The organism is Paenibacillus sp. 32352, from assembly GCF_002042965.1.
GTDB lineage: Bacteria > Bacillota > Bacilli > Paenibacillales > NBRC-103111 > Paenibacillus_S > Paenibacillus_S vulneris.
In genome coordinates this window covers 50,148-73,217 of record NZ_MZNT01000012.1, presented here as the reverse complement: position 1 = coordinate 73,217, position 23,070 = coordinate 50,148, and the positions used below count along the sequence as shown (strand labels likewise).

The window sequence follows — 23,070 nt, the reverse complement described above, 5'->3', positions numbered from 1 at the left end:
GGTCATCTCCCTCTTTGCTCATGCGAGTATTGGTCTGCTGTTATCTGCGCTTTCCTCCGAATGCTTTGTCAACCCTGCTGAACAGGAACAGCACGAGTCCGATAAAGGTGAGGACGATCATGAAATAGATCCACGCGAGTGCGCTGGACAAGCCGTAGTTGGCCGTCGTCACCTTGCTGATAATCGGATTGCTCGGGAAGGTAAATAAATCGACGACCGTAAAAATCAAATTCAAAAAAATAAACGGAATAAGTCCCGGCAGCGTAATCTTCCAAAAGGTATTCCACGGATCTGCTCCGTCAATCCGAGCCGCCTCATACACGGAAGAGGAAATCGTCTGTCTTCCAGCCAGAAAGATCAGGATCTGCACACCCGAGTACCAAAGCACAAGAACGAAGGAGCTGATAACGTGATTGATAGGCTCTACCCAGCTCTTAGGCACATACTCCGCCACATACGCGCTGAGACGCAGCGATTCAATGAAGGCCAGCGAGCCTTCACCCTGCTTGATAAACTCCAGTACGATCTGTCCGGACGAGAAAATGACCGGTAGAAAGAAGATGATCCGGAACAGTGTCCTGCCCCAGAACTTTTGGTTCAGTAATATGGCGATCAACATAGAAAAAATAATAATAACCGGTATCATGATGACCGCTTCCCTCAGGAATGGAATCAAATCGTCATACAGCAGCCCGCCGTCGGCAAATAAGATTTCCTTATAATAATCGAAACCATTAGGCGTCGTTTCGATGCCGCCTACCGTCACTTTCACTCGGTGGAAGCTCATGTAAAGCGAAAAGCCGAGGGGGAAGGCGACGAACGCGTAGAATCCGAGAATCCACGGCGAGATGAATAAGGCGCCTTCCCATTTGCGCAGCGTCGAATCATGCAGATTAAGCCTTCTCATGAACGCTCCCCTCCTCTCTGCACGATAAAGTCCTTACCAGGAACACGGAGATCCCCTTGAACATACGGCTCCGCATTGTAATTCACGATAATTCTTTTGCCTCCGGCATATTCCGTTTCCTTGACTCCGGATGCAAGCGTACGATGTCCGACAATCACCTGATCCTGAACATCCCCGAGTGCCTCGTTAAAGCGTTTATATTCTGCTGCCGCATGGGCAAGCCATTCTCTATAATCCATGCTGTAGTACCAGATGGAGAAGGCCCCCTTCAAGCTGCCGGACGGTGCGCTCGTAAATACATACGAGGGATAGGCTCCGAGCTCAATGCTGCGTAGGAAGTCAGCGCGGTATTGCTCCCGCAGGTTGGACCATTCCAAGGAATAGGTGACCAGGCCGTGCAGCACGATCTGCAGGAACGGTACTGATTCATCTACGAAAATATCGTGAGAGAACGAATCCGCCATTTTATGTATATGAGCAGTTTGATCCCATGCGTACAGGTTGGCATCCTCTACGCTGACTCCGCCAAGCGCCGTTTTGGTCTGCTGGAGAACTTCACGCTGAAGCTGAAGTGCAGCACTGCGATTGGCCTTGTAGCGTTCGTTGTAATCGCTGCTCAACAGCTGCCCTATACCTTCGTTGAAATAGATGCCGTCCGCTCCCAGCGACTTGAACCGGTTCAAATCTTCTTCAGCGGTTTTTGCTGTTAGGCGCGGGCTTACTCGCGTTGTCATCTCGTGGTTGGAGGGGTTCTCATATTCTACGATGGTCCCCGATAAATCGCGCAGGCCGTCGAACGCCGGCCAGAACCCGTCCCTCCCCGTATTGTTCAGCGTGTAATTCGCTGTTAAATAAACGGGTACGTTCTTGGAATGAGCAAACTGGATGAATTGGCGCATGCCTTCATTGCCGCCGAGCCGGGAGTCGACCGGGAACAGCCCGCCGAACGCACTGTAGCCCCCCGTCTGCCAGCCTGCATATTGCACCGTGAGGTTACGGATGCCTTGGTTCAGCAGTGTTTGCACAAGCTCTGCAGCCTCTGTGGTCGTCGTTCCTTTCAGATATTTATCCCACATGAGACCCTGCTTAACGTCGGCACCGATGATATCTGCATAGAACGGCACATCACCGTTCTTTGGAGTGAGTGGTTGAAGTCCTTTTTCCTTGATCAGGAAATTGCGGTACTTCTCCGCCATCCCGGCATAATCGCTTTTCTCCGGATCGAGCAAATAGTACCGGGTTGCCCGTTCAGGAGCGGTGAACCGCTCTTTGTTGTAGGTAAAGAAGCCATTGGGTCCCTTCTTGCTCGTGCTCTGAAAATATTTGAGCCGGTACGTCCACTCGGGTGTTACCCAATTGTATTGGCCGTACGCTCCCGTTGGCGAAGCGAACAGCTTGCCATACTCTTCACCCGATACCATCACACCGACAAAAGCCTGCGGACCTGCTTTGATGCCGAACACCGGCAGACGAAGCGCATTGCGGCCGGTCTTTTCATTGAAGAAGGCGTCGTCGTTCCCGTATACACTGGCACGGTAGACCGATTTATCATTCGCCTGATTCGGCTTGAACCGGATGAGCGCCCCCGCTCCATCCGGAAGCAGGATGTAGCCCTCTTGCTTCTCTTCGTAAGGCTCGGCTCCGAATAATGGATACAGCTTCACATTCAGCAGGCTGAGCTTGCCTTCCCCGATGTTCTTATCGTCGACGGCCGTTTCCACGTAATCTTCACGAAGCCGCACCTCGATAGGGATTTTGAATCCGGTTACGGTAAAGTTGAAGGTCACCTTAAAGCCCGCAGGCGTCAACTGAAAGCTCTCAAGAGCACCTTTATCCTCTAGCCAGCTGATCGTCTTCGCTTGCGATTTGGAATTGGAGGTATCGATATATTCCAGCATAATCGGCGACATCAGATTGTTACGCCAGGTTCCGGTAATAGTCTCCCGGGGCCAGTGCTCGGGGTCTGGATACGATCGCCACACCTGCCCCGTGCTTTTCTGCTCCACCTTAAAATGGGCTGTTTTGTCATCCACCCACAATCTCAGCCCCTCCGATTCCGCCGAGAGCCGGAAGCCGGCTTCTTCCGGCAGCGCCAGCTTCGGCGAACCGGTTCCGGTTGCAGTCTGGGAGACAATGGCTGCAGCTTGTGTACCCGCCCCAGCTTCTGTGCCTGCCGGAGGATCCGCAGCGAGTAGCGTGCCTCCCGTATTGCCATTCGTAAGGAGTCCTACCGTCAGAAGAATAGCCAGCAGAATGGCGGAAATCATGACGACTTGTTTGCGCTTCATCTTACTGACACCTCCTGGTAAATTGAGTAGAAGAAATCTAGAAGCTCTTTCGTTAGCCCCACCGTAATAAAGATGAGCACCCCACATACCAGCATCGTAAATGCGGATAAGCCGAGGTTGATCACCGTCTCGCCTACCGAATAATTTTGCAGACTCTGTACCTTCCAAAACAGCAGAAGGCCGATCCAGACAAACAATCCGTAGTACAGAAAATGGTAAATAGAGCCTTCGTTCAATGTCATGACGTTCGAAATGATCGTCAAGGGCAGGCCCACCAAGACCAGCGGAAAGGTAGCATAAGCACTGCCATAGACGACATCCCGGAACCGGCCTTCCCCCCGATAAATCGAGCTGATCAAATAGTTGGCAACGATCCAGCCGAACCAGATGACCAGGAACTGCACGATCACCGCTAGAAGGTTGACATCCAGGAATACCTCGGGGTTAAAAATAAAACTGATTCCCGCTCGCATAACGCAGAACGAGCCCAGCCCCAGCAGGAGCAGAATGGAGCTGCTAAGCCACCCTGCCTTTTCGTCGTACCGCATCGCGCTGAAGCCTTCAATCGGATGGCGCAGGATGTAAAAGGCTTGGGCAAGCTGTCCGGCCAGCGGAAACCGGCTCCGTCTTCGACGCTGTAAGCGGTCCGCCCAGCCGCTTCTTCCTACCCATTTGCCTGCCGGTACAAGCACAGTTACCGCAATCAAGACCGTATTCGCTACTGCACCGAAGTGCTGCTGGAACCAGAGCAGACGGTTCTGCCAGAAGGCATCGGAATAGCCCTGCGCATGGCCGGCTTTCAGGAACAGCTCCTGCGCCTGTTCATAATCTCCTTTCTTATAGGCTGCCTTCGCTAGGCCGACGATAGCCGGTGTATAGTAGTTGTTCAGCCGGTACACCTCGGACCACGGGGCTTCACTTTCCACGTATTTGCCTTCCTGTGTCAGATGGTTTGCTTGATGAACAAGCGCACCGAATTCCGATATCTGGAAGTGCTGTACCAAATTGTTCTCCCCGTCCAGAATGAACAGCTCGTCCCGGGAATTGCTGGCGATCGCCGTCGGCGTCTTAACCATACCTAATTGAGTGCTTACCGTGGTGTCATCCCCCCACCAGAAGAACAGCAAATTACCGGAGCTGTCGTATTGATTTACGACCTTGCGTTTGGAATCGATCGCGGTAATGTTGCCGTCTCCGTCTACAGTTAGATCGGATAGGACGGGTACCCGGTTGTTAAAATCAAGGAAGGCCACTTCGCCATACTCCGTCTTCACATTCCCTGTGGAGAAATCCCCCTTGCTCGTCAACTGATCCTGCCCTGCAATATTCAACTTCTTGATCTGCCGATTGACCACATCGGTGGAAGTAGTATAGATCAATCCATCTTTGTCGATCGCGACACTAGCAATCGAACCCGGAAGCTTGCTGATCTCTTTCTGGTACATTTCCCGGGAGTAGATTATCCTCTTGAACATATCGAGCATCGAGAAGCTGGTCGTGTTGGCGCCGAAGAAGCCTTGGAATTCTCCTTCCGAATCCAGCTGTATTAGCCCCTGGTAGCCGCCAAGCACTGTGATGTACAAATATCCGCGTTTGTCCACGACCAGCTTCACCGGATCATACTTGAAGGAATCTGGTAAAAACTTGGAATTTGGCCGCTTGTACTCACGGATGAGCTTCCCATCCTTATTCAGCAGCACGACCCGTTTATTCCCAGTATCTGCGATATAGACTTGCCCTTCATCGTCAACATACAGCCCTTGCGGCTTATTTAATGGGCTTTCTTTCAAGTCAATGATGCGGATCAGCTTACCTTTTTCATCCAGATGAATGATCCGATTGTTTCCCGTGTCCGCAATGTAAATTTGATCCTTCACATCAATAAAAAGATCCTGCGGCTGTTTGAGTGGTGAGAACAGCAGATGTCCGGGCTTCTGTGGATCAGGGATGTAAATCTCGCGCCCTAGCGCTCCAGCCGGATTGTAGGCCGGCTGAGTCCAGACGAGCTGATCGTAGCTGTCTTTATAATTCGTGCTGTATGGGGTATCGGCCGCAACGGTACCTGGCCCTAAGAGTAACGCCGAGAGCACGGATAGTACTGAAATCGAGAGAAGCAGTCTCTTATGAATGAAGCGCAAACGAATGTCCTCCTCTCTTTTTATTTGATCCCCGAATGGGCCATGGTTGCAATCACTTTTCCCTGCAAAAACAAGAAAATGAGCAGGTTCGGCACGAACATGATGAGCGCCGCCGCAGCTGCCGCCCCCTGACGGGCCACGAGATTGGCTTGGTTGCTCGTTAGGGTACTCAGAAAGAACGGAAAGTTCTTCATATTATCGTCCTGCATGAACAAGGAGGAAGTCTCCACGTTACCCCATGCGCTCTGAAAGGTCAAAATAGCTACTGTAGCTACGGCGGGCATGCAGACTGGAATGACGATGCGCAAAAATATAATATACTCACTGGCACCATCTATTCTGGCAGCTTCGAGCAGGTCATTTGGCAGCTGATCAATAAACTGCTTAAGTAAAAATACACCGACCGGCATGGCGAGCAGTGGTAATATATGCCCCCAGTACGTATTCATGATACCTAGATGGCTTACTACCAAATACCGCGGAATCTGCATAACCTCCGGAGCGAACATCAGCGTCAGCAGAATGAGTGAGAACATCGCTTTATGCCCCGGAAACTTTAGCTTGGAAATCGGATACGCGCACATCGCACTGACTATTGTTACGCCCACAACCCCGGCCACCGTAATGATCGCGCTGTTGAACAAGTACCGGGACATCGGAACGGTTGAATTCGCGGCCACTAGGAACAACTCAATAAAATTCTGGAACGTAGGCTCTCTGACAATGAAATTCGGAGGATAAACAAAGAGCTCATGATAAGGCTTGAGCGCATGATTGATGATATACACGATAGGAAGCAGCATGAAAAGAGAGAGCAGCACCATGATGGTGATAATCACTTTTTGAAAGGCATCCATTCGACCCGTTCCGGTGAGACGCTTCACATGCTTCCAGGCTTTGACCTTGGGCCAGCTTGTAGAAAAAACCATCCGCTTCATTACTCGCCCTCCTTGGGACCGAATAAGCTCCAGCTCAGCCGGTTGGACAAATACATCAGAATGAGCAAGAATACAGAAATTGCGGCCGCATAGCCCATCTCGAAACGGATAAAGCCGTAGTCGTCGATATGGTTAATTATCAAATGACCTGCATATTCGGGCGTCGGATTCAAGCCCGACAACTCTACTCCGATGGCGCCTGCCTTGAACGTAGATACAATGGCCATGATTGCCCCAAACAGCATCTGCGGCTTCATAGACGGAATCGTAATATACCAGATTTCCTGCAGCCGGCTGCCGATACCGTCAAGCTTGCCCGCTTCATACAGTTCCTTGTTCACGTTCAGAATGCCGGCCAGCATCGCAAGAAAACCGACCCCCATGCTTGACCAGAGTGTCACGACGACCATCGAATTCATCAAGTAATCTTTGTCGGTCACCCACAATTTGGGCACATCGATTAAGCCTAGTTGAAGCAGAATGCTGTTCAAGTAGCCGATCCGGTCCCCGGTCAGCATCGGCAGCCAAACAATCGACATTGCGATTCCAACAGTCAACGACGGGGTATACATGGCAAGTGCGAACCACTTGCGCAGTGTACCTGGAAGCTGGGAAATGAGCCAGGCTAGCAAAAATGCGGCAATATACCCCCCGGGGCCCACTAGCAATGCGAATTGAAATGTGTTAGGCAGCGCATATTTCAAGAAGAGCAAATCCTGCGACAGCAAATACTGATAGTTTTGCCAACCAATAAAATGTGGCCGTTGAATCGCATTGAAATACGTGAAGCTGAGTCCGATTGCTGCCAGAACCGGAATTAGAATGAATGTGATAAAACTGAGCATGAACGGAGCGACGAACAAATAAGAAAAACGGTGCGCCCATAGGAGCGCGAGCAGCCCCCGCGCGTTGTTCCGAACCCGCGAACGGGCTTTGGACTTGGGTGCAGCAGCTGATGTCGGCGCGGTATTCAACGGAATTCGCGACGTTCTATCGAACATAACGGTTCACTCCTTCCCAAGGCTGACTCACTACCGGCAAATCGAGCGTTTTAATCGTTTGTCCTCCGGGGTCCACATAGCCGAACTCCTGCTGCTTGCGCCGAAGCTCCCGATTGATATCGAGTACCGCTGTCTCCAGCGAGGAACGGTAGTTTATCCCGTCTACGACGGACCTGAGCCACGCATTCCGAAGCTCGCGCTCCATAAAGTAACCTCCGGGGAGATTGGGAACGTCCTTATACCAACGCCACTGCTCCAGAATGACGCGCGCGTCTTCCCGCTTCCACGGAAGCCGGGCGAATGCATCGACGTTAGACGTATTCCAGCGGAAAGCAACGCCGTTTACTGCCTCGATATCATTACCGTATTGTGCCTGGACGTCTGCAGACACCCACCATTTTAAGAACTCCCAAGCCTGATCCTTCTTCTTGGAAGCCTCGAAAATAACGCCCGTTCGCTGACCGCCTCCGGCCCACCGTTCAATCGTGCCGTCAGGCTGCTTGATGCCCGGGATCTCGGCTATTCCCCATCTCCCGTTCAGCTCTGGAGCAGCTGCGGCCAGCTGAACGTACATATTGTAGTCGGAGACGCCAATCGGCATCGTCCCTCTGCGAAAATGCTGGTAGAAGCTCGGTACTTCTTTCTCTAGGGCATAAGTGGTAAACAAATCGGTCCACTGTTTGAACGATTTGAAGCTTTGCGGTGAATCCAGTGCTGTCCCTAGCCCGGTTTGCTCAAAGAAATCGGAATGGTTTTGATAAAAGAAGGGCGTATAATCCCTACTGTTAAGATAGAAATTAAGCGAATTCCGCTGCAGTGTCGGCAGCATGGCTGTGACGTCCGCCCATGTCTGCGGTACCTTCAGCCCAAGCTGCTCCAAAATGTCCTTGCGGTAAAACAACACTAGAAACGACTGCGTTTCAGGAATCGCATAGAAGCCCTTGTCATAATAAAACGGAAGCCAGGACCCTGGACTGAATTGGTTATAAAGCTCCTGAAAGCCCGGAAATTTCGATAAATCAGCTACACTCCCGCGGATCGCGTAATCAACCGGCAGATCTTGCGTGAGGCCCAGTGCCACATCCGGCTGCACGCCAGCGGCATTGGACATCAGCAGCAGTTGCGGCGTAGGCAGTAGATTGACCTTCACCTTAATTCCGGTATCTGGGGTGAACCGCTCATCCGCCAGCTGCTGCAGCTGGTCAACGTAATCCCGCCCCCGCTGAACCCAAACGTTCAAGACGCGATCGTCTAAGTTGTTGAGGCTGTCTCGATCTTGGAACGAGTAAAAGAAGTTTTTGATCGAGCCTACAGCCTCGGAGAACCACGATGCCTCCATTTTTGGAAAACGTTCCTCCGAAGGGGCTATGTAGATTTCATCGAGCTGCAGCGGCTGCTGCAGCAACGTATCGATAAAATTGCTAATCTTCTGGTTCATGCTTGTGATTTGATCCGCGTAATAGGGCACATCATCGATTTTCCCAAGCAGCGTGCGAAGGTCCTGTGCCGAGGTAGCCAGCCCCTGACTAATACTGTCCTTGTTCCCGTTGATCTGCTGAAGCGCAGCCGATAGAGACAGCAGCGAACTTATGGCCTTCTCGAGCCGATCCGGCAAATCGGGAAGGTCCTCCGCGACCTTCCATGTCCTGTTCCTATCCACCAATCCACCGGTCAATAGCCGCAGATCCTGCTCGATCAAGCGCAGCTGGCCGGACAAATCATCAATCCCGAGCAGCACCGGCTTGATGGGGGCATGGTTGACCGCCATCGACAGCTCGTGTGTACCCTTGGTCAAATAAAATTCAAACGGCGTTCCGTTTTCCTGCTGAAGGACCGTTCCTTTCCAGCCGGAGCTGTATGGAAACCTGTAGTCCAGCAGCTCGCGAAATGGTGTCTTCCCGTCAATGCGAATACTCCGGAAGGATGATTTTTGCGCGATGGCATTTTGCAGCGAACGCAGCGCCAGCTTGTATTTGCCGGATTCCGGTACGTCGAAGCTCCAGACTATTTCCTGATTCTGATACAGCCATCTTCTGCCGCCGACCGTGTTATACGTGATCCTTCCCCTGGACTCAGGAACGGTGCGGGGATCGGTATCGTAAAATAATTTGATCGATGTATCATTTTTATACGCTAAATCCTCCGCCTGCAGTGTTAATACCCGTGCCTGAACGGGTGGCGTTAATGGATAGGATGCGGACACTTCACGGTAAGTGTAGATTTTCTGCGGGGGAACAAGCCGAAGCTCTTCCAGCGCGACCGGTTCCAGCCCGTTAATCCTCAGCGTATGGGAGCCTGCGGTAAAATACCATTTTATCGGCTCGGCATAGGCCCCCTCGGAGTCAATGAACGGCTTGACGCGCCACGTGGCGAGTTCGTATGAACGAGGGCGCACCTCATCCCCATCTTCATTCTTGAGGATCGGACGGGCATCAGTCCACTCGCGGTACAACGTGATCGAAGAGGCTTCTCGAAACGGACGTCTGCCATCCAACGCAACATCCCATACGATCGGATTCCCGACGCCGTTCCCAGGTAGCGGATGATACGAGGCATGTATTTCATACAAGCCTGCGGCGGGAACCTGGAATTGGTACTCGATCCAGCTTGCCTGGCTTCCTTTCCACAGCAGCACATCCGGCTTGCCCTCCAGGCTGCCTCTTGCGGTCGAGCCGGGATCCGACTGGGCAGAAGGCGTGGTGGCACGGATGGCGACGTCAGACTTCGCGTTCGGAATATTTTGCTCCTGCCACGTCTTCAACACGGACGCATAATAGGGTTCCGTTAACGGGTCATTTCCGGCGGCCTGCCCCTGCTGGATAGACGACTTCGTGGGCTGTGTTGACTTAGGCTCGGCAGCGTAAACCGGAAGGCCGCTTCTAATCGAGAGTGGAAGGCCCAAGATCGCCAGCAAGGCGGATAGCAGCAGAAGCGTCCGGCATCTAAGAGTCCGGGAACGGTGAAATCGATTGATGAACAATATGGTACCCCCCTTTCTTCCATACGCTGATCGAGCGCCTATTTTAGTCTATCGCCAGTATCGATGTGGAAGAATAGCGCTTTGTTCATATCAGGTGAAATTCGCACACTTTCATTGTCCTTGTATTGAAACTGGGAGTTCACGCGGACAATCAGCAGCTTATCCTGTCCGATATCTAAATGCAGGAAACGATCGGCGCCCATTAACTCGCTCAGCTTGCAGCGGCCGACCAGGAGCGTGTCGGAATAGAGCCCCTCCAGACTGATATACTCAGGCCGCAGCCCCAGCGTAACCGTCCGGTTCAATTGCTTATGCTTGAGCAGTATACTAGCCGTCTCAGGCGGAATTTCCAGCGAGAACCTTGAGGTGGAGAACTCCAGCCTTCCTGGAACGTTCTCAACGATGCGTCCTGTGAGAAAATTCATCTGGGGCGATCCGATAAAGCTGGCGACAAATGTATTGCTCGGATAACGGTAAATGACCTCCGGCGTATCCACCTGCTGGATAATGCCGTCCTTCATGACAACAATCCGGTCCCCCATCGTCATGGCCTCCACCTGATCATGCGTTACATAGATGAAGGTAACGTCCAGCGACTTGTGCAGCTTGATGATCTCCGTACGCATTTGCGCGCGCAGTTTCGCGTCTAGGTTGGATAATGGCTCATCCATGAGAAATACTTTCGGATTGCGGACGATCGCACGCCCTAACGCGACACGCTGCCTTTGGCCTCCTGACAATTCCCTAGGTCTACGGTCCAGGTATTGTTCGATTTCCAGCACCCTTGCGGCCTTTTTCACACTTTGATCGATGACGTGCTTCTGTACCTTCCGCATTCGGAGACCGAAAGCGATATTTTCATACACCGTGAGATTTGGATATAACGCATAGTTTTGAAACACCATGGCAATATCCCTGTCCTTCGGGGGCAGATGGTTCACCAGCTTATCGCCGATATAGATTTCCCCTTCGGTAACCTCCTCCAGCCCGGCGATCATCCGCAGGGTTGTCGATTTGCCGCAGCCGGAAGGTCCGACGAAGACCAGGAATTCCCGGTCCTGAATCTCGAGATGAAAATCCTTCACGACGTCATGCTTATCCTTGCCGTATCTTTTATATAAGTGGTTGATTAAAATTCCAGCCATCGAGTCAACGCCTCTCAGTTCTTATGAGTGTATTAGTGATGTTCAACCAATTATTCTCATAAGTTTAATCGGATTAGATGCACAGCTAACTTTGCCTTACAGCTGCCCAACCCTCCCTGCATAAGGGTTATTCGTAATTTCGTCGATCTCGGACAGCTCTTCCGGACTCAGCTTCTCACCGACATATTGAACGGATTCGATTACTTGTCTTGGATTCGATGCCCCCAGAATGGCAGATGTAATGTGCGGTCTGCTGACTACCCAAGTAAGCGCAAGCTGCGCTAGAGACCAGCCCTTCCGAGCTGCAATCGCTTTAAACCGTTCTACGATATGAAAATGATGCTCCTGTTTGAGCAGCACTTGCAGACGCTGCTCGCCGGCGGCCCCGCGTGTTCCCTCAGGAGGAGCTTGTTCGAAGGCGTACTTCCCCGCCAATAGCCCGCGACCAAGCGGACTGTACACAATGACGCCCACCTGCTCCGAAGCGGCGAACGGCAGCAGCTCCCGCTCGATATCCCGGTTGATGATGCTGTACTCAGGCTGTACGCTTTCGAACCGGTGCAAATTCAGCTGCGCCGAGATGCCGTGCGCCTTCGCAATTTGCCATGCGGCGTAGTTGGAGCAGCCTATGTAACGAATTTTCCCTTGACGAACCAAATCGTCCAATGCTCTCAGCGTTTCCTCCAACGGTGTACTTTCGTCGAAGCGATGCACTTGGTACAAATCGATATAATCCGTTTGAAGTCGCCGAAGGCTGTTCTCGACGGCGCGAAAAATGTGATAACGGCTCTGCCCCGCATCGTTGGCACCAAGTCCTACCCGTCCATGTACTTTTGTCGCGAGGATAATTTGGTGTCTGCGAGCGCCGAGCAAATTGCCGAGAATCGTCTCCGATTGACCGGACTCCAGCGGATTATTGCGGTCTGTTCCCTTGCCATAGACATCGGCGGTATCTAGCAGCGTAATTCCCGCATCAAGTGCGGTGTCAAGCACATCAGCCGATTGCTTCTCATCGATCCACCGTCCGAAGGCCATCGTTCCCAGGCTCACTTCCGATACCTTCAGGCCAGTTCTACCAAATTTCCTTAATCCTATTGTCATCTCGAATCGCTCCTCATAGTTAGAAAAATTATGATGCAGAGCTCCGGTGTCCGGACCCTGTTCTTTCCTTCAGCTTGCTCCTTACGGCTTGAATAACAGCACCCGATCGGGATGACTCTTCCAAATTGGGATAACCGGATAAGATAAAGGAAGAAACTCCGATATCGATAAATTCGATGAATCTGTCAGCAACTTGATCAGGGGTTCCTACAAAGGCCATCGCTCCCCCACCGCGTATGGACGAAAGCCCCGCCCAGAAATTGGGACCGATCACGTAATCGTTATTCGCAGCGAGCTGGCGGACCCGGTTTTGCCGCTGCTGGCCCTCTGATTCAGCATGCTGGAATCGCGTTTCCGTTTCACGCAAGGTGACGGGATCGACCTTGCTGATGATTTCCCTTGCAGCCTCCCAAGCCTCCTCCTCGGTATCGCGAACGAAGACTTGGGCGCGAATTCCGTAGCGGATCGTCCGGTCGATACCCTGCTCCGCCTTCAAGCGCAAGCGGTGATACTCCACCTCCTCGATTTGTTCTCGGATCCAATCTACTGGTTCCGCCCACATCAGGTACACATCGGCGATTTCCGCCGCCAAGCGTTTGGCCGCCGCCGAGCTGCCGCCAAAATAAAATGGCGGATGGGGCCGCTGCACCGGTGACGGATAGCTTACTCCGCCTTCAAGGGAGAAATATTTGCCGGAGTAATCCAGCAATTCAATCTCCTTTTCCCCGCTGTGATTAGCAAGCAGCTGATTGCCTCGGACCCCCTGGGAATTGATCCAAAGCTGACGGACAATCTTGATATACTCCGTAGTTCTCTCATACCGTGCTTCCTTGTCATAAGCCAGCATATCGCCCATGGCCTTCATATCTTCAGCCGAACTGCCGGTCACAATGTTGAACAGAGCGCGTCCACCAGTGACTTCATCCAATGATGCCCCCATTCGTGCCGCAAGCGCCGGTGCAATCAAACCGGGGCGCATCGCAATCAGCGGCTTGAATATTTTCGTATGGGCCGCTAATGTAGCTCCCATCACCCAGGCATCCGTGCAGGCGCCTCCTGTCGGAATGAGCGCGAACGTATACCCCGCATTCTCCACTGCTTGGGCTACCCGGATCATGTACGCCGTGTCCACGACCCGTTCCGGCTTGACGCCAATATAAGGTCCGTCTCCTCTTGTCGGCATATACCAGCCGAACTCCGGCTCGATCGGTTGCTGCCATCTCAATGCAATCTCGCCCCCTTGTTAATTCATAGGATGATCCCGCAAGTGCCGCCTTTGCTTTGAGACCGATTACGTTACTTTGCTGGGAGTCCTATCATCTACCCATTCTATTACAGAAAAAAAGACCCCTATTCTATTCGGCACGCATCCGAATCAAAAAGGAGTCTCCAGCTTTCCGGTAGACCTTCGAAATAAATTAAAGTATTCCGATGTACTAACTATGTTTATGTGCAGTATAGTATGCTGCTTTCATACTGTCAACAATAATAATCCATATCGTCAATATTCTTCCATTCGATTATAGCATTCCGCTATGCCCAACTCGCCTCTCCCGATGCCGCGAGGCTTTGTCCGTTAGCAGCCCATACTTTTCTATGCTGATTCTCAGGACGGGCTAAACCATAATTTTCACGCAGGGTTGTTCCCTCATATTCCGTACGGAACAACCCGCGATTTTGCAGTTCAGGGATAACCTTGTCAACAAAATCCTCCAGCCCCTTAGGGAAGATCGGCGGGAGAATGTTGAAGCCGTCCGAGCCTCCCTCCCGGATCCATTGCTCGATGAAATCGGCTACCTGGAGAACGGACCCCGTAAACGTAATATGACCGTGTCCTCCGGCGCTTCGGCTCACAAATTGTTTGATCGTGAACTTCTCTCTGAATGCAGCATCGATAATGACGTCCCGGCGTGACGTAATCCCTGTACGAAACTCCTCTGCCGGCCTTAGCTTATCGAGTGGCACCGGCGCATCCAGCGGATAATCAGCCAGATTGACGGTGAAATAACGGGACAAATTGCTGAGCGATCGTTCTAAATGGAGAAGTGAAAACAACTCCTCCTCGAGCTCTCTAGCCTCCGCTTCCGTATCCCCAATGATCGGGCATAGACCAGGCAAAATAAGCAGTTGATCCGGCGTCCTGCCGAATTTGGCCAATCTGCCCTTTACATCCCGATAAAACTCTTGCGCAGCAGCTAATGTTTGCTGGGCAGTGAAGATGGCATCCGCCGTTCTCGCCGCCAGCTCTTTGCCCCCTTCGGAGGAACCGGCCTGAACAAGTACCGGGTAGCCTTGCGGCGGACGCGGAATATTCAGTGGGCCTTTGACTTTATAGTAATTGCCGGTAAAGTTAATGTGGTGCACCTTGCTTGAGTCCAGCCGCTGGTCTGAGGTTTTATCGTAAACGAGGGCATCCTCCTCCCAGCTGTCCCAGAGCTGCTTGACGACATCGACGAATTCCTCGCCCACTCTGTACCGCTCATCCACATGGGGATGCTCGCCTCGTCCGAAATTATGTGCTGCAGATTGTGCTGTCGTAACGATGTTCCATGCCGCTCGTCCCTTGCTGATATGGTCCAAGGAAGCGAATTGCCGGGCAACATGGTAGGGATCGTTATACGTCGTTCCAACCGTTGCAATGAAACCAAGATGCTTGGTTAGCGGGGCGAGGGCCGAGAACAACGTGAAAGGCTCGAGCCGCCGAGAAACGCCAGAATAACCGTCAGCAACGAACAGAGCGTCCAGCAAGCCTCTCTCAGCAATGCGCGCCTGGTTAGCAAAATGCTCCAAATCAAGCCCGCCATCCGGATTGACCGACGGATGTCTCGAAGCTGCAGCATGATGTCCGGTACCGCGTATGAATACATTAAAATGCGCTTTTTTATTGGGCTTCGACATTGTATACATCACCTCGCATAGGATTCTTGATTAATGGGCTGCATCGGAATAGGTGCTTTTCGAAGATTGCCGACTGGCTGTCCACAGCTCTCTATTCCTGTTAGCCGGTCGCGCAAGTCCAAGATGATCGCGAAGGGTAGTCCCTTCGTAAGCCGTCCGGTAAATCCCCCGGTTCTGCAGCTCTGGGATGACCTTGTTGATGAATGTCTCCAAATTGTTCGGAACCACCTGCGGCAGCAAGTTAAAGCCGTCCGCTCCCCCTTCCCGCAGCCATTTCTCGATGAAATCAGCTACTTGAATATAGGAGCCTGTAAAGGTAATATGACCGTGTCCGCCCGCGCTGCGGTTGATAAATTGCCGGATGGTCGTCTTCTCCCGGCGCACTGCGTCAAGCACTACCTCCCGGCGGCTGGTGATCCCGCCCTGCTTGCGCGGGTCTTCGGGCTTGATCTTATCAATCGGCACCGGATCATCCAGCGAATACTCCGACAAATCCACGGCGAAGAACCGTGAAGCCTGCTTTAGAGCTTGCTCTTGATTGAGCAGGGAAAATAGCTCCTCTTCGAGCTCTCTAGCCTCCGCTTCCGTTTCACCGACAATAGCACCAAGTCCCGGCATGATCACCAGCTCGTCAGGACTCCTTCCATATTTGGACAGCCTCGATTTTACATCGGTATAAAACTCCTGTGCCGCCCCGAGCGTCTGTTGTGCGGTAAAGATGACTTCACCATGCTTCGCTGCTAGTTCCTTGCCTTTCTCGGAGGAACCGGCTTGTACCAATACAGGATAGCCTTGCGGCGGGCGTGGGATGTTTAAAGGGCCCTTGATATGGTAATAGTTGCCCTGAAAATCGATTTCGTGAATATGATCCCGGTCCACTCTAAGCTCATGCTCGTCGTGAATCTGAATTCCCTCCTCATCCCAGCTGTCCCATAATTGCTTAGTAACTTCGACGAACTCATCTCCGATGTCATACCGCTTTTCCGTCTCCGGATACCCATCCCACTTCGTGATGTTGTCCCCGTCCGCTGGCGAATGCCCTGTTACAATGTTCCAGCCTGCCCTCCCTTTACTTAAAAAATCAAGCGAAGCGAACTTCCTAGCTACATGAAACGGATCATTGTAAGTGGTACTTACCGTGCCGATCAGACCGATGTGTTTCGTGACGGCCGCCAGAGCTGAGAGCAACGTGAAAGGCTCTAGCCTGCGACCCGTGCCCGAATAATTGTCTGCCGTGAACAAGGAGTCGAGGAGTCCGCGTTCCGCGAGTTGGGCCAATTCCACATACTTGTCAATATCAAGATCCCTCTGAGGCTCTGCGTCCGGATGCTTCCAGCCGCCGGCATGGTGGCCTGCAATACGAACAAACACGTTGAGATGCACGTTTTTTTTCCCTGAACTCAAGCTACACACGCTCCATTCAAACGATTTTTTCTCCGGATAATAGAAAAAACCGGAAACAAGCCGCAGCAAGTTTCCGGTTGTCCGGTAGTCAAGTACTATATTTCCTATGGAATTACTAGGTAATAAAGTAACATGCATTTTTTAATTTGTCAAAACATTTTTTTAAAGACTTATTCCTGCGCAGTTAAAATGACAGGTCCCTCTTTCGTAATGGCAATTGTATGCTCGTACTGAGCGGATAGCCTTCCGTCAGCGGTTCGCGCGGTCCAACCATCATCGTCGATCGTCATGCGATACGTTCCCGCGTTCAACATCGGCTCAATGGTAAAAACCATTCCTTCCTTAAGGCGGAAGCCTTTGCCCGGCAAGCCGACGTGCGGAAAATTAGGCTCCTCATGCATGTTTCTACCCACTCCATGGGCAAGCAAATCGCGCACAACACCAAAACCGTTTTGCTCCGCATGTTGTTGAATCGCATGGACAACATCACCGATCCGGCTATCAACGGTTGCTCGTTCGATACCGATGTACATGCACTCTTTCGCGACCCGCATCAACTTCTCGGCTTCCTCCGAGACGGGGCCAACCGCGTAGCTCCATGCGGAATCGCCAACCCAGCCGTTCAACTCCGCAACGATATCGATGGTGACAATGTCTCCCTGCTGAAGCGGCTTGCTGTTCGGGAACCCGTGTGCGATCACATCGTTCACGGAAGCGCATGTTGCATACTGGTAGCCATTGTAGCCCAAAGTGGGCGCTCTCCCCCCGGCTTTTGCGATGAGCCTCTCAACTTCGTCGTTAATCTCCTGTGTCGTAATGCCCGGGCGAATCATTTCGGCCACTCTTTTGTGGCATACCGCCACGAATCGCCCGGCTATTTTCATCTCTTCTATTTCCGCTGCCGATTTCAAAGTGATCATATTATCGGTTCCCTCCTGGCAAAATTCCAGTCAGTAAAGTTTCCGCTGCCTCGTCGATATCCATCTCTTCATGCTGATGATGAATATGCAATCCGGCATAGCCGACAAGCGAGCCAATCAGCATGTTGGCCGCTTTTTCCGGGCTTCGCCCGCCGGCGTATTCCCGGAATACCTCCGTCAGCGGCAAGTACAGCTCTTCGTGGAACCGCTCGGACAGATCCCTATAGCGGCCGCCGGGCAGCTGGTGAAAATTTTCCACCGACATTTTGTACAGAATGAACACCGATAGATTCTCCGACCACTGGCGAAGCATGAGCACGATATATTTCCGCAGCCGTTCAGGCCATGGTCCTTCGCCGCTCAAGGCAGTTTCCGTGACCGATTTCGCTTTTTCGAAAGCGCACCACAGCAATTCATCAAACAATTCGTATTTATTTTTGTAATAATGATAAACTGTTCCGTAACCGAGCGAGGCCTGGGCCGCGACATCGCGCATCTCCATAGTGATTCCTTTATCAATATATACCTGCGCGGCGGCCTGCAGCATTTGCTGGATCCGAAGCGCACGAATCTCTTCGTTCTGTTCCTTCGTTCGGGGAGACATGATCGGAAAGTCCTCCTTTTTTTGACCTACTGTAATGTCAAAATAAGAATACATTAATTTTCCTTTTCAGTCAAATCGACAACGATTGGCTCATGTCTCCCGCTTCAAAAGAGATGTCATGGGGCTTGACTATTACCATAAGTCGCTGGCAAGCCATGTTTTTCGGTCGGTCAATCAAACCTATTCACCGGACGGCACGATAAGCTCCGTATCTGTCGAAACCGGCACCCCAAAGTCAGGGATTCCGTTCCCATCCCAGGTAAACCTTTGTGCTCGCGTACTTCTGCGCTGTGCTCCGCCGCCCGAAATATCGATCGCATGGTATATTATCCAATCCTCCGTGCCGTCCGGCGATTTCGTGAAGCTGTTGTGACCTGGGCCGAACACACCGTTTTCCACACTTTTGGCAAATACAGGGCTCGGCGATTTGATCCAGCTTTCCGGCCTCATCAAATCAGCTGATGCTGATGCCGTAAGCATCCCGAGACAATAATCGTCCGACCAGCAGGCGCTTGCCGAAAATAGAAGGTAAAGCTTATCGCCCTTACGCAGTATGACCGGCCCTTCATTGATGGCCATGCCGCCCTGTTTCTCCCATGGCTCTGTCGGGGCAGAAAGCAGCACGTTATCTTCTACCAGCGTCCAAGGATTGCTCATCTTCACGATATAAATCGCCGACCCGTAATCCGGATAACAGCCATAGCCGGAGTAGATAAAATACAATTCCCCCCTATGCTCCAGAACGGTTCCGTCCAGCCCGGGATAAGCCGTGTCAAGCTGGCCTTTATCGGTCCACGTACCCTTCATAGGGTCGGGAGAAGAGTTCTCGAGAACGAAGATCCGGCGGCACGCATCGCCCGCCTTCCCTACTTTGCCGTCATTAGCCGTGTAATAGATGTACCATTTTCCACGAATAAAATGGATTTCCGGAGCCCATATGTGTTGGCAATTAGCTCCCTGCTCAGGCGGCGTCCAGATCGTGACCGGGGCTGCTTCCGATATGCCGGATATCGTAGTCGATTCCCACAGATCTAGCCTATTCCCCCGGGTCACCATAAAATAATAACGTCCCTCGTGCTGATAAAGCCAAGGATCCGCCCCCTGCAGCAGCAACGGATTGAAGGTTCTAGACATGCTGAATCTCCTTCCCGCCTTGACTTCGGCGATTAATACTTAACCCGCCCGCCTATTATTTTCCGAATATTTTGTAGTGAAGATTTGGGAGTACGGTCATAGCTCAGCAGCCCGTTAATCTCTTGTTCTACATCGGTTAGCTGGGTGTAGCAAAAACCTTGGACCTGCGGGGATTGTAATAACGGCTCGACTACATCAGTAAGCCTCTTTAAGAAATCCTCTTCATTCTCGGCTCCGGAATACCCCCAACCCTCCTGATCGTTTTTCTTAAAGGCAATACCACCAAATTCCGTCACTAGAATCGGCTGGTTCTCATAGACTGTGCCGCCAACCAGCAGCTCACGACGTGTGCGCTTCATTCCCAATGTTTTTTCCAGTGTAGCATATTTCTCCTCCAGCTCTTCTCGTCTCCACTCGTAGTCGTGGATGGTCAAGAGATCCGTTCTCATGTGTTCCCAGCCGTCATTAGAAACGACCAGTCTAGTATCATCTAGAGACTTGGTTAAGTGGTACATTGCCAGTGCATGCTGCTGCTGCCGCTTATCGATCAGGATGTTCGGGACACCCCAGCTTTCATTAAGGGGTACCCAGACGACAAGGGAAGGATGATTGTAATCTCGTTCAATGGCCTCCTGCCATTCGAAGGTGACCTTTCGAACATACTCCTCCGAGTATTGATAAGCGTTAGCCATCTCGCCCCATACGAGAAAACCTAATTTATCCGCCCAATACAGATAGCGGGGGTCTTCAATCTTCTGATGCTTACGCGCTCCGTTAAATCCCATTTCCTTTGCCAATTCAATATCCCGTTTCAATGCTTCGTCGTTCGGAGCTGTTAGGTTTCCCTCCGGAAAATAACCCTGATCAAGGACAAGACGCATGAAATAGACCCGATTATTCAGCATGACCTTGCCTGCCTCAACGGAGATTTTACGCATGCCGAAATAGCTTTGAATGGAGTCGACTACCTCTCCGTTCACCAACAAGGTTATAGTTACGTCGTACAGGTTGGGATTATGCGGCGACCACCAACGCCCCAATCCATGATCGTTAAAATCGTGCAGCCCTACGGTCCTTGTTTCTTCCGAATGATGAATACTTAACGTTGTGCTGGTGAAATATTCATCTTTATATCGAATATCGATGCGAGCTTCTACCTTATCGACCACTGGAGCCTGATTCAAGAAAGTCCGGATTTGAATTTCGTTCTTATCAATATCCGGCTTGAATTTAATCTTCTTAATGTGCAGCGGGTTGACTGGCTCTAGCCAAACGGTCTGCCATATGCCGGTCGTCCGTGTATAGAAGATAGAAGCTGAATGATCCTTCCAATATTGCTTTCCGCGCGGAAGGGTGACATCACGGCTGAAATCCTCAACACGAACGACAATGATATTCTCATCTTGTTTCAGTGCGGCTGTTATGTCTGCATGGAATGGCGTATGTCCCCCTTCATGAAAGGCAACTACTTTGCCATTCACCCACACCGTTGCCGCATAATCTACTGCACCGAAGTGAAGAATGATCCTGCTGCCGGTCCAATCCTCGGGAATGGTGAAACTGCGCTTATACCACACCAGATCGTGAAAACCCGTCTCTCCAATTCCGCTTAAATGGCTCTGGTAAGCAAAAGGAACCTGAATTTCTTTCGTAAATTCTCTCGTGACCGAACCCCATTGCTGTTCATCTCCTATACGTTGATCATCGAATTCAAAATCCCAGGTTCCATTCAGGTTAAGCCATTTCTCCCTTACAAGCTGCGGACGAGGGTACTCCAGTCTTTGGATCTCTTGATTCATGTCTGCACTCCTTTTTAAATGATTAATATAATAATTAATATAATTACTATTATGTTAATATAATAGGTGTTGCCTTTCTTTTTGTCAACCTTATAGTTCATATGTTAACTTTATAGTTATTTAGTGTGGTGGTAGTTCGTACTATTCACTGTGATCCGCTATTCCATAGGGAATAGGAATAATTCTTGTAAGGTCGACAAAACAAAGTTCCCCCCATGATGTAAATATTTGAGGGGAACCTTCTTTGAATCTCATGTTTTTGGAATGCCGATAATGTTTTCGCATCCTCCTCATTCCCCGCCATTGTACTACTTCATATGCCGGAGTCCTCCTCAGGTCCTACATGTGAATATTATGGAGCTTCGTATGTTCCATGTTCCATTATCATTCAGAACGAATGATTATCGGGCAGCGGATTGTTCCCTGATATACTGGTTCAGTTTTTCCTGTGCATTCCGCAAGGCAGTATTGACATCGATACCTTTCAATATCATATCGTTGCCGGCTTCAACAATTAAGCTTCTGCCTTTTGTATCATATTTTGTATGTTCATGTATTCCTTGCTGGAGGGTAAAGAACGCATTCGTATTTTTCCCCTTCAGGAACTCCAAATCCACGCCAAAGTCTTTCTTCAATTCTTCCGTTTTCTTCAGAACCGGTATTCTTCCGCTCTTATTGATTAGCTTCTGCACCTCTTCACCAGCGACATAGGACAACACTTGGAAGGCTTGTTCCTTATGTTTGCTTGTCGTGGTCACAATCATATTATGCGTTTCCGCCTGCCATGCATAGCCCTTGTCCTTCTCAAACGTAGGGAGTGTTACCATGTCCCAATGAAGCTCCTGACCGCTCTTTACCAGTTTATCGATTTCTCCGATGACATCTGTGCCCCAATAGCCGGCCATAGCAACTTTTTGGTCTTTCACAAATACGGTGTGTGAGTTGCTAGAAAGTTTACCGTCCTTTACATATCCCGGAATGTCATACAACGATTTATGCATATTCAGAACCCTGGCCCAGCTATCCGTTGTCAATACGGCTTCGTTCGTCTGCTTATTCACATACGGCAAAGTAAGCCCCATTGCAAAGCGGTCCACCCCGCCTGCGTACAGACCCAAATACTGGACACCTCCATCATCGCGTGTCAGCTTGCGCGCCAAATCGATGGTCTCCTCCCATGTCATGCCTTCCTTGGGATAAGCGATTCCGAATCGATCGAATATGTCTTTGTTATAGAAGAGGGCAGGGATGTTCATTCGGAATGGAAGCGCAACCATTTCGCCTTTTGTTCCAAACTTCTTGATGGATTCAATCGGGACCGGTTCGTATTTGGACAAGTCCAATCCAAATTTTTTGATATACGGATTGAGATCCTCTATGATTTGCAATTCCTGTAAAGCAGGAATCCCAGGCAACCCGGCTATTAAAATATCAGGCACGTCACCCGATGTTATCATCTCCTGCAGCTTGCCACTAACCATTTCCAATGTAATATGCGGATATTTCTTTTTTACCGGTTGGGCAAAATAAGCCTCAAAATCTTCTTGCGCGAAAAAGCCGTGGGCAACCATTAACTTTAAAGTCACGGGTTCCGTACTGATCTCCGACTCCGGTACATCCAAGCCCTTATCGCCAGGGCTCTTTTGACTTTGGCAGCCGGCATTCAGGAGCAATGTTAAAACTGTGGCAGTAAGAACTAACTTTCGTTTCAAATTAGATCCCTCCATGTTCATTGTAACTATCCAGCACAAACTCTATAGTTTACTTCACACGCTGCCTTTGAAAAATCCTCTTTTCATCGAGCCAGCCCTGG

16 protein-coding genes are annotated in these 23,070 nt (G+C 50.9%); all 16 read right to left on the bottom strand.

Going from position 1 to position 23,070, the window contains the following annotated elements:
- Positions 1-40: 40 nt before the first annotated feature.
- Positions 41-907 (bottom strand): carbohydrate ABC transporter permease, encoded by an 867-nt coding sequence (locus B1728_RS25195; RefSeq protein ID WP_079913188.1) that lies wholly within the window; start codon positions 905-907, stop codon positions 41-43.
- Complete coding sequence (locus tag B1728_RS25190) at positions 904-3,195, bottom strand: DUF5696 domain-containing protein (protein ID WP_079913187.1); 2,292 nt, start codon at positions 3,193-3,195, stop codon at positions 904-906. The genes B1728_RS25195 and B1728_RS25190 overlap by 4 nt, the downstream gene beginning before the upstream one ends.
- Entirely contained in the window at positions 3,192-5,333 is a 2,142-nt protein-coding gene (locus B1728_RS25185; RefSeq protein WP_256865495.1) for a YIP1 family protein, read from the bottom strand. Before B1728_RS25185 ends, B1728_RS25190 begins: the two co-directional genes overlap by 4 nt.
- Before the next feature lie 20 nt (positions 5,334-5,353).
- A complete protein-coding gene (locus B1728_RS25180) occupies positions 5,354-6,190 on the bottom strand; it encodes a carbohydrate ABC transporter permease (RefSeq protein ID WP_256865513.1) in 837 nt (278 codons plus the stop codon).
- An 80-nt stretch (positions 6,191-6,270) separates the two neighbouring features.
- A complete protein-coding gene (locus tag B1728_RS25175; protein WP_079913185.1) occupies positions 6,271-7,272 on the bottom strand; it encodes a carbohydrate ABC transporter permease in 1,002 nt (333 codons plus the stop codon).
- Positions 7,262-10,252 carry an extracellular solute-binding protein gene (locus tag B1728_RS25170; RefSeq protein ID WP_256865494.1) on the bottom strand — a complete coding sequence of 997 codons (2,991 nt, stop codon included), beginning with the start codon at positions 10,250-10,252 and terminating at the stop codon, positions 7,262-7,264. Before B1728_RS25170 ends, B1728_RS25175 begins: the two co-directional genes overlap by 11 nt.
- A gap of 38 nt (positions 10,253-10,290) precedes the next feature.
- Positions 10,291-11,397 (bottom strand): ABC transporter ATP-binding protein, encoded by a 1,107-nt coding sequence (locus B1728_RS25165; RefSeq protein WP_079913184.1) that lies wholly within the window; start codon positions 11,395-11,397, stop codon positions 10,291-10,293.
- Between the two features lie 96 nt (positions 11,398-11,493).
- Positions 11,494-12,498: an aldo/keto reductase gene (locus B1728_RS25160; RefSeq protein WP_079913183.1), complete on the bottom strand. Its 1,005-nt coding sequence runs from the start codon at positions 12,496-12,498 to the stop codon at positions 11,494-11,496.
- A gap of 28 nt (positions 12,499-12,526) precedes the next feature.
- Positions 12,527-13,723, bottom strand: a complete 1,197-nt coding sequence (locus B1728_RS25155; RefSeq protein ID WP_256865493.1) for an LLM class flavin-dependent oxidoreductase — start codon at positions 13,721-13,723, stop codon at positions 12,527-12,529.
- Positions 13,724-14,031: 308 nt separating this feature from the next.
- A complete protein-coding gene (locus B1728_RS25150) occupies positions 14,032-15,396 on the bottom strand; it encodes an LLM class flavin-dependent oxidoreductase (RefSeq protein ID WP_079913182.1) in 1,365 nt (454 codons plus the stop codon).
- A gap of 30 nt (positions 15,397-15,426) precedes the next feature.
- Entirely contained in the window at positions 15,427-16,800 is a 1,374-nt protein-coding gene (locus tag B1728_RS25145; RefSeq protein ID WP_179136197.1) for an LLM class flavin-dependent oxidoreductase, read from the bottom strand.
- A gap of 170 nt (positions 16,801-16,970) precedes the next feature.
- Complete coding sequence (gene map / locus B1728_RS25140; protein ID WP_079913180.1) at positions 16,971-17,720, bottom strand: type I methionyl aminopeptidase; 750 nt, start codon at positions 17,718-17,720, stop codon at positions 16,971-16,973.
- A 1-nt stretch (position 17,721) separates the two neighbouring features.
- Positions 17,722-18,324 (bottom strand): TetR/AcrR family transcriptional regulator, encoded by a 603-nt coding sequence (locus B1728_RS25135; RefSeq protein ID WP_079913354.1) that lies wholly within the window; start codon positions 18,322-18,324, stop codon positions 17,722-17,724.
- A gap of 180 nt (positions 18,325-18,504) precedes the next feature.
- Positions 18,505-19,458, bottom strand: coding sequence for a glycoside hydrolase family 43 protein (locus tag B1728_RS25130; RefSeq protein WP_079913179.1), 954 nt, complete (start codon positions 19,456-19,458; stop codon positions 18,505-18,507).
- A 32-nt stretch (positions 19,459-19,490) separates the two neighbouring features.
- A complete protein-coding gene (locus B1728_RS25125) occupies positions 19,491-21,257 on the bottom strand; it encodes a glycoside hydrolase family 2 protein (RefSeq protein ID WP_079913178.1) in 1,767 nt (588 codons plus the stop codon).
- Positions 21,258-21,658: 401 nt separating this feature from the next.
- A complete protein-coding gene (locus tag B1728_RS25120; protein ID WP_179136196.1) occupies positions 21,659-22,969 on the bottom strand; it encodes an ABC transporter substrate-binding protein in 1,311 nt (436 codons plus the stop codon).
- Between the last annotated feature and the right edge of the window lie 101 nt (positions 22,970-23,070).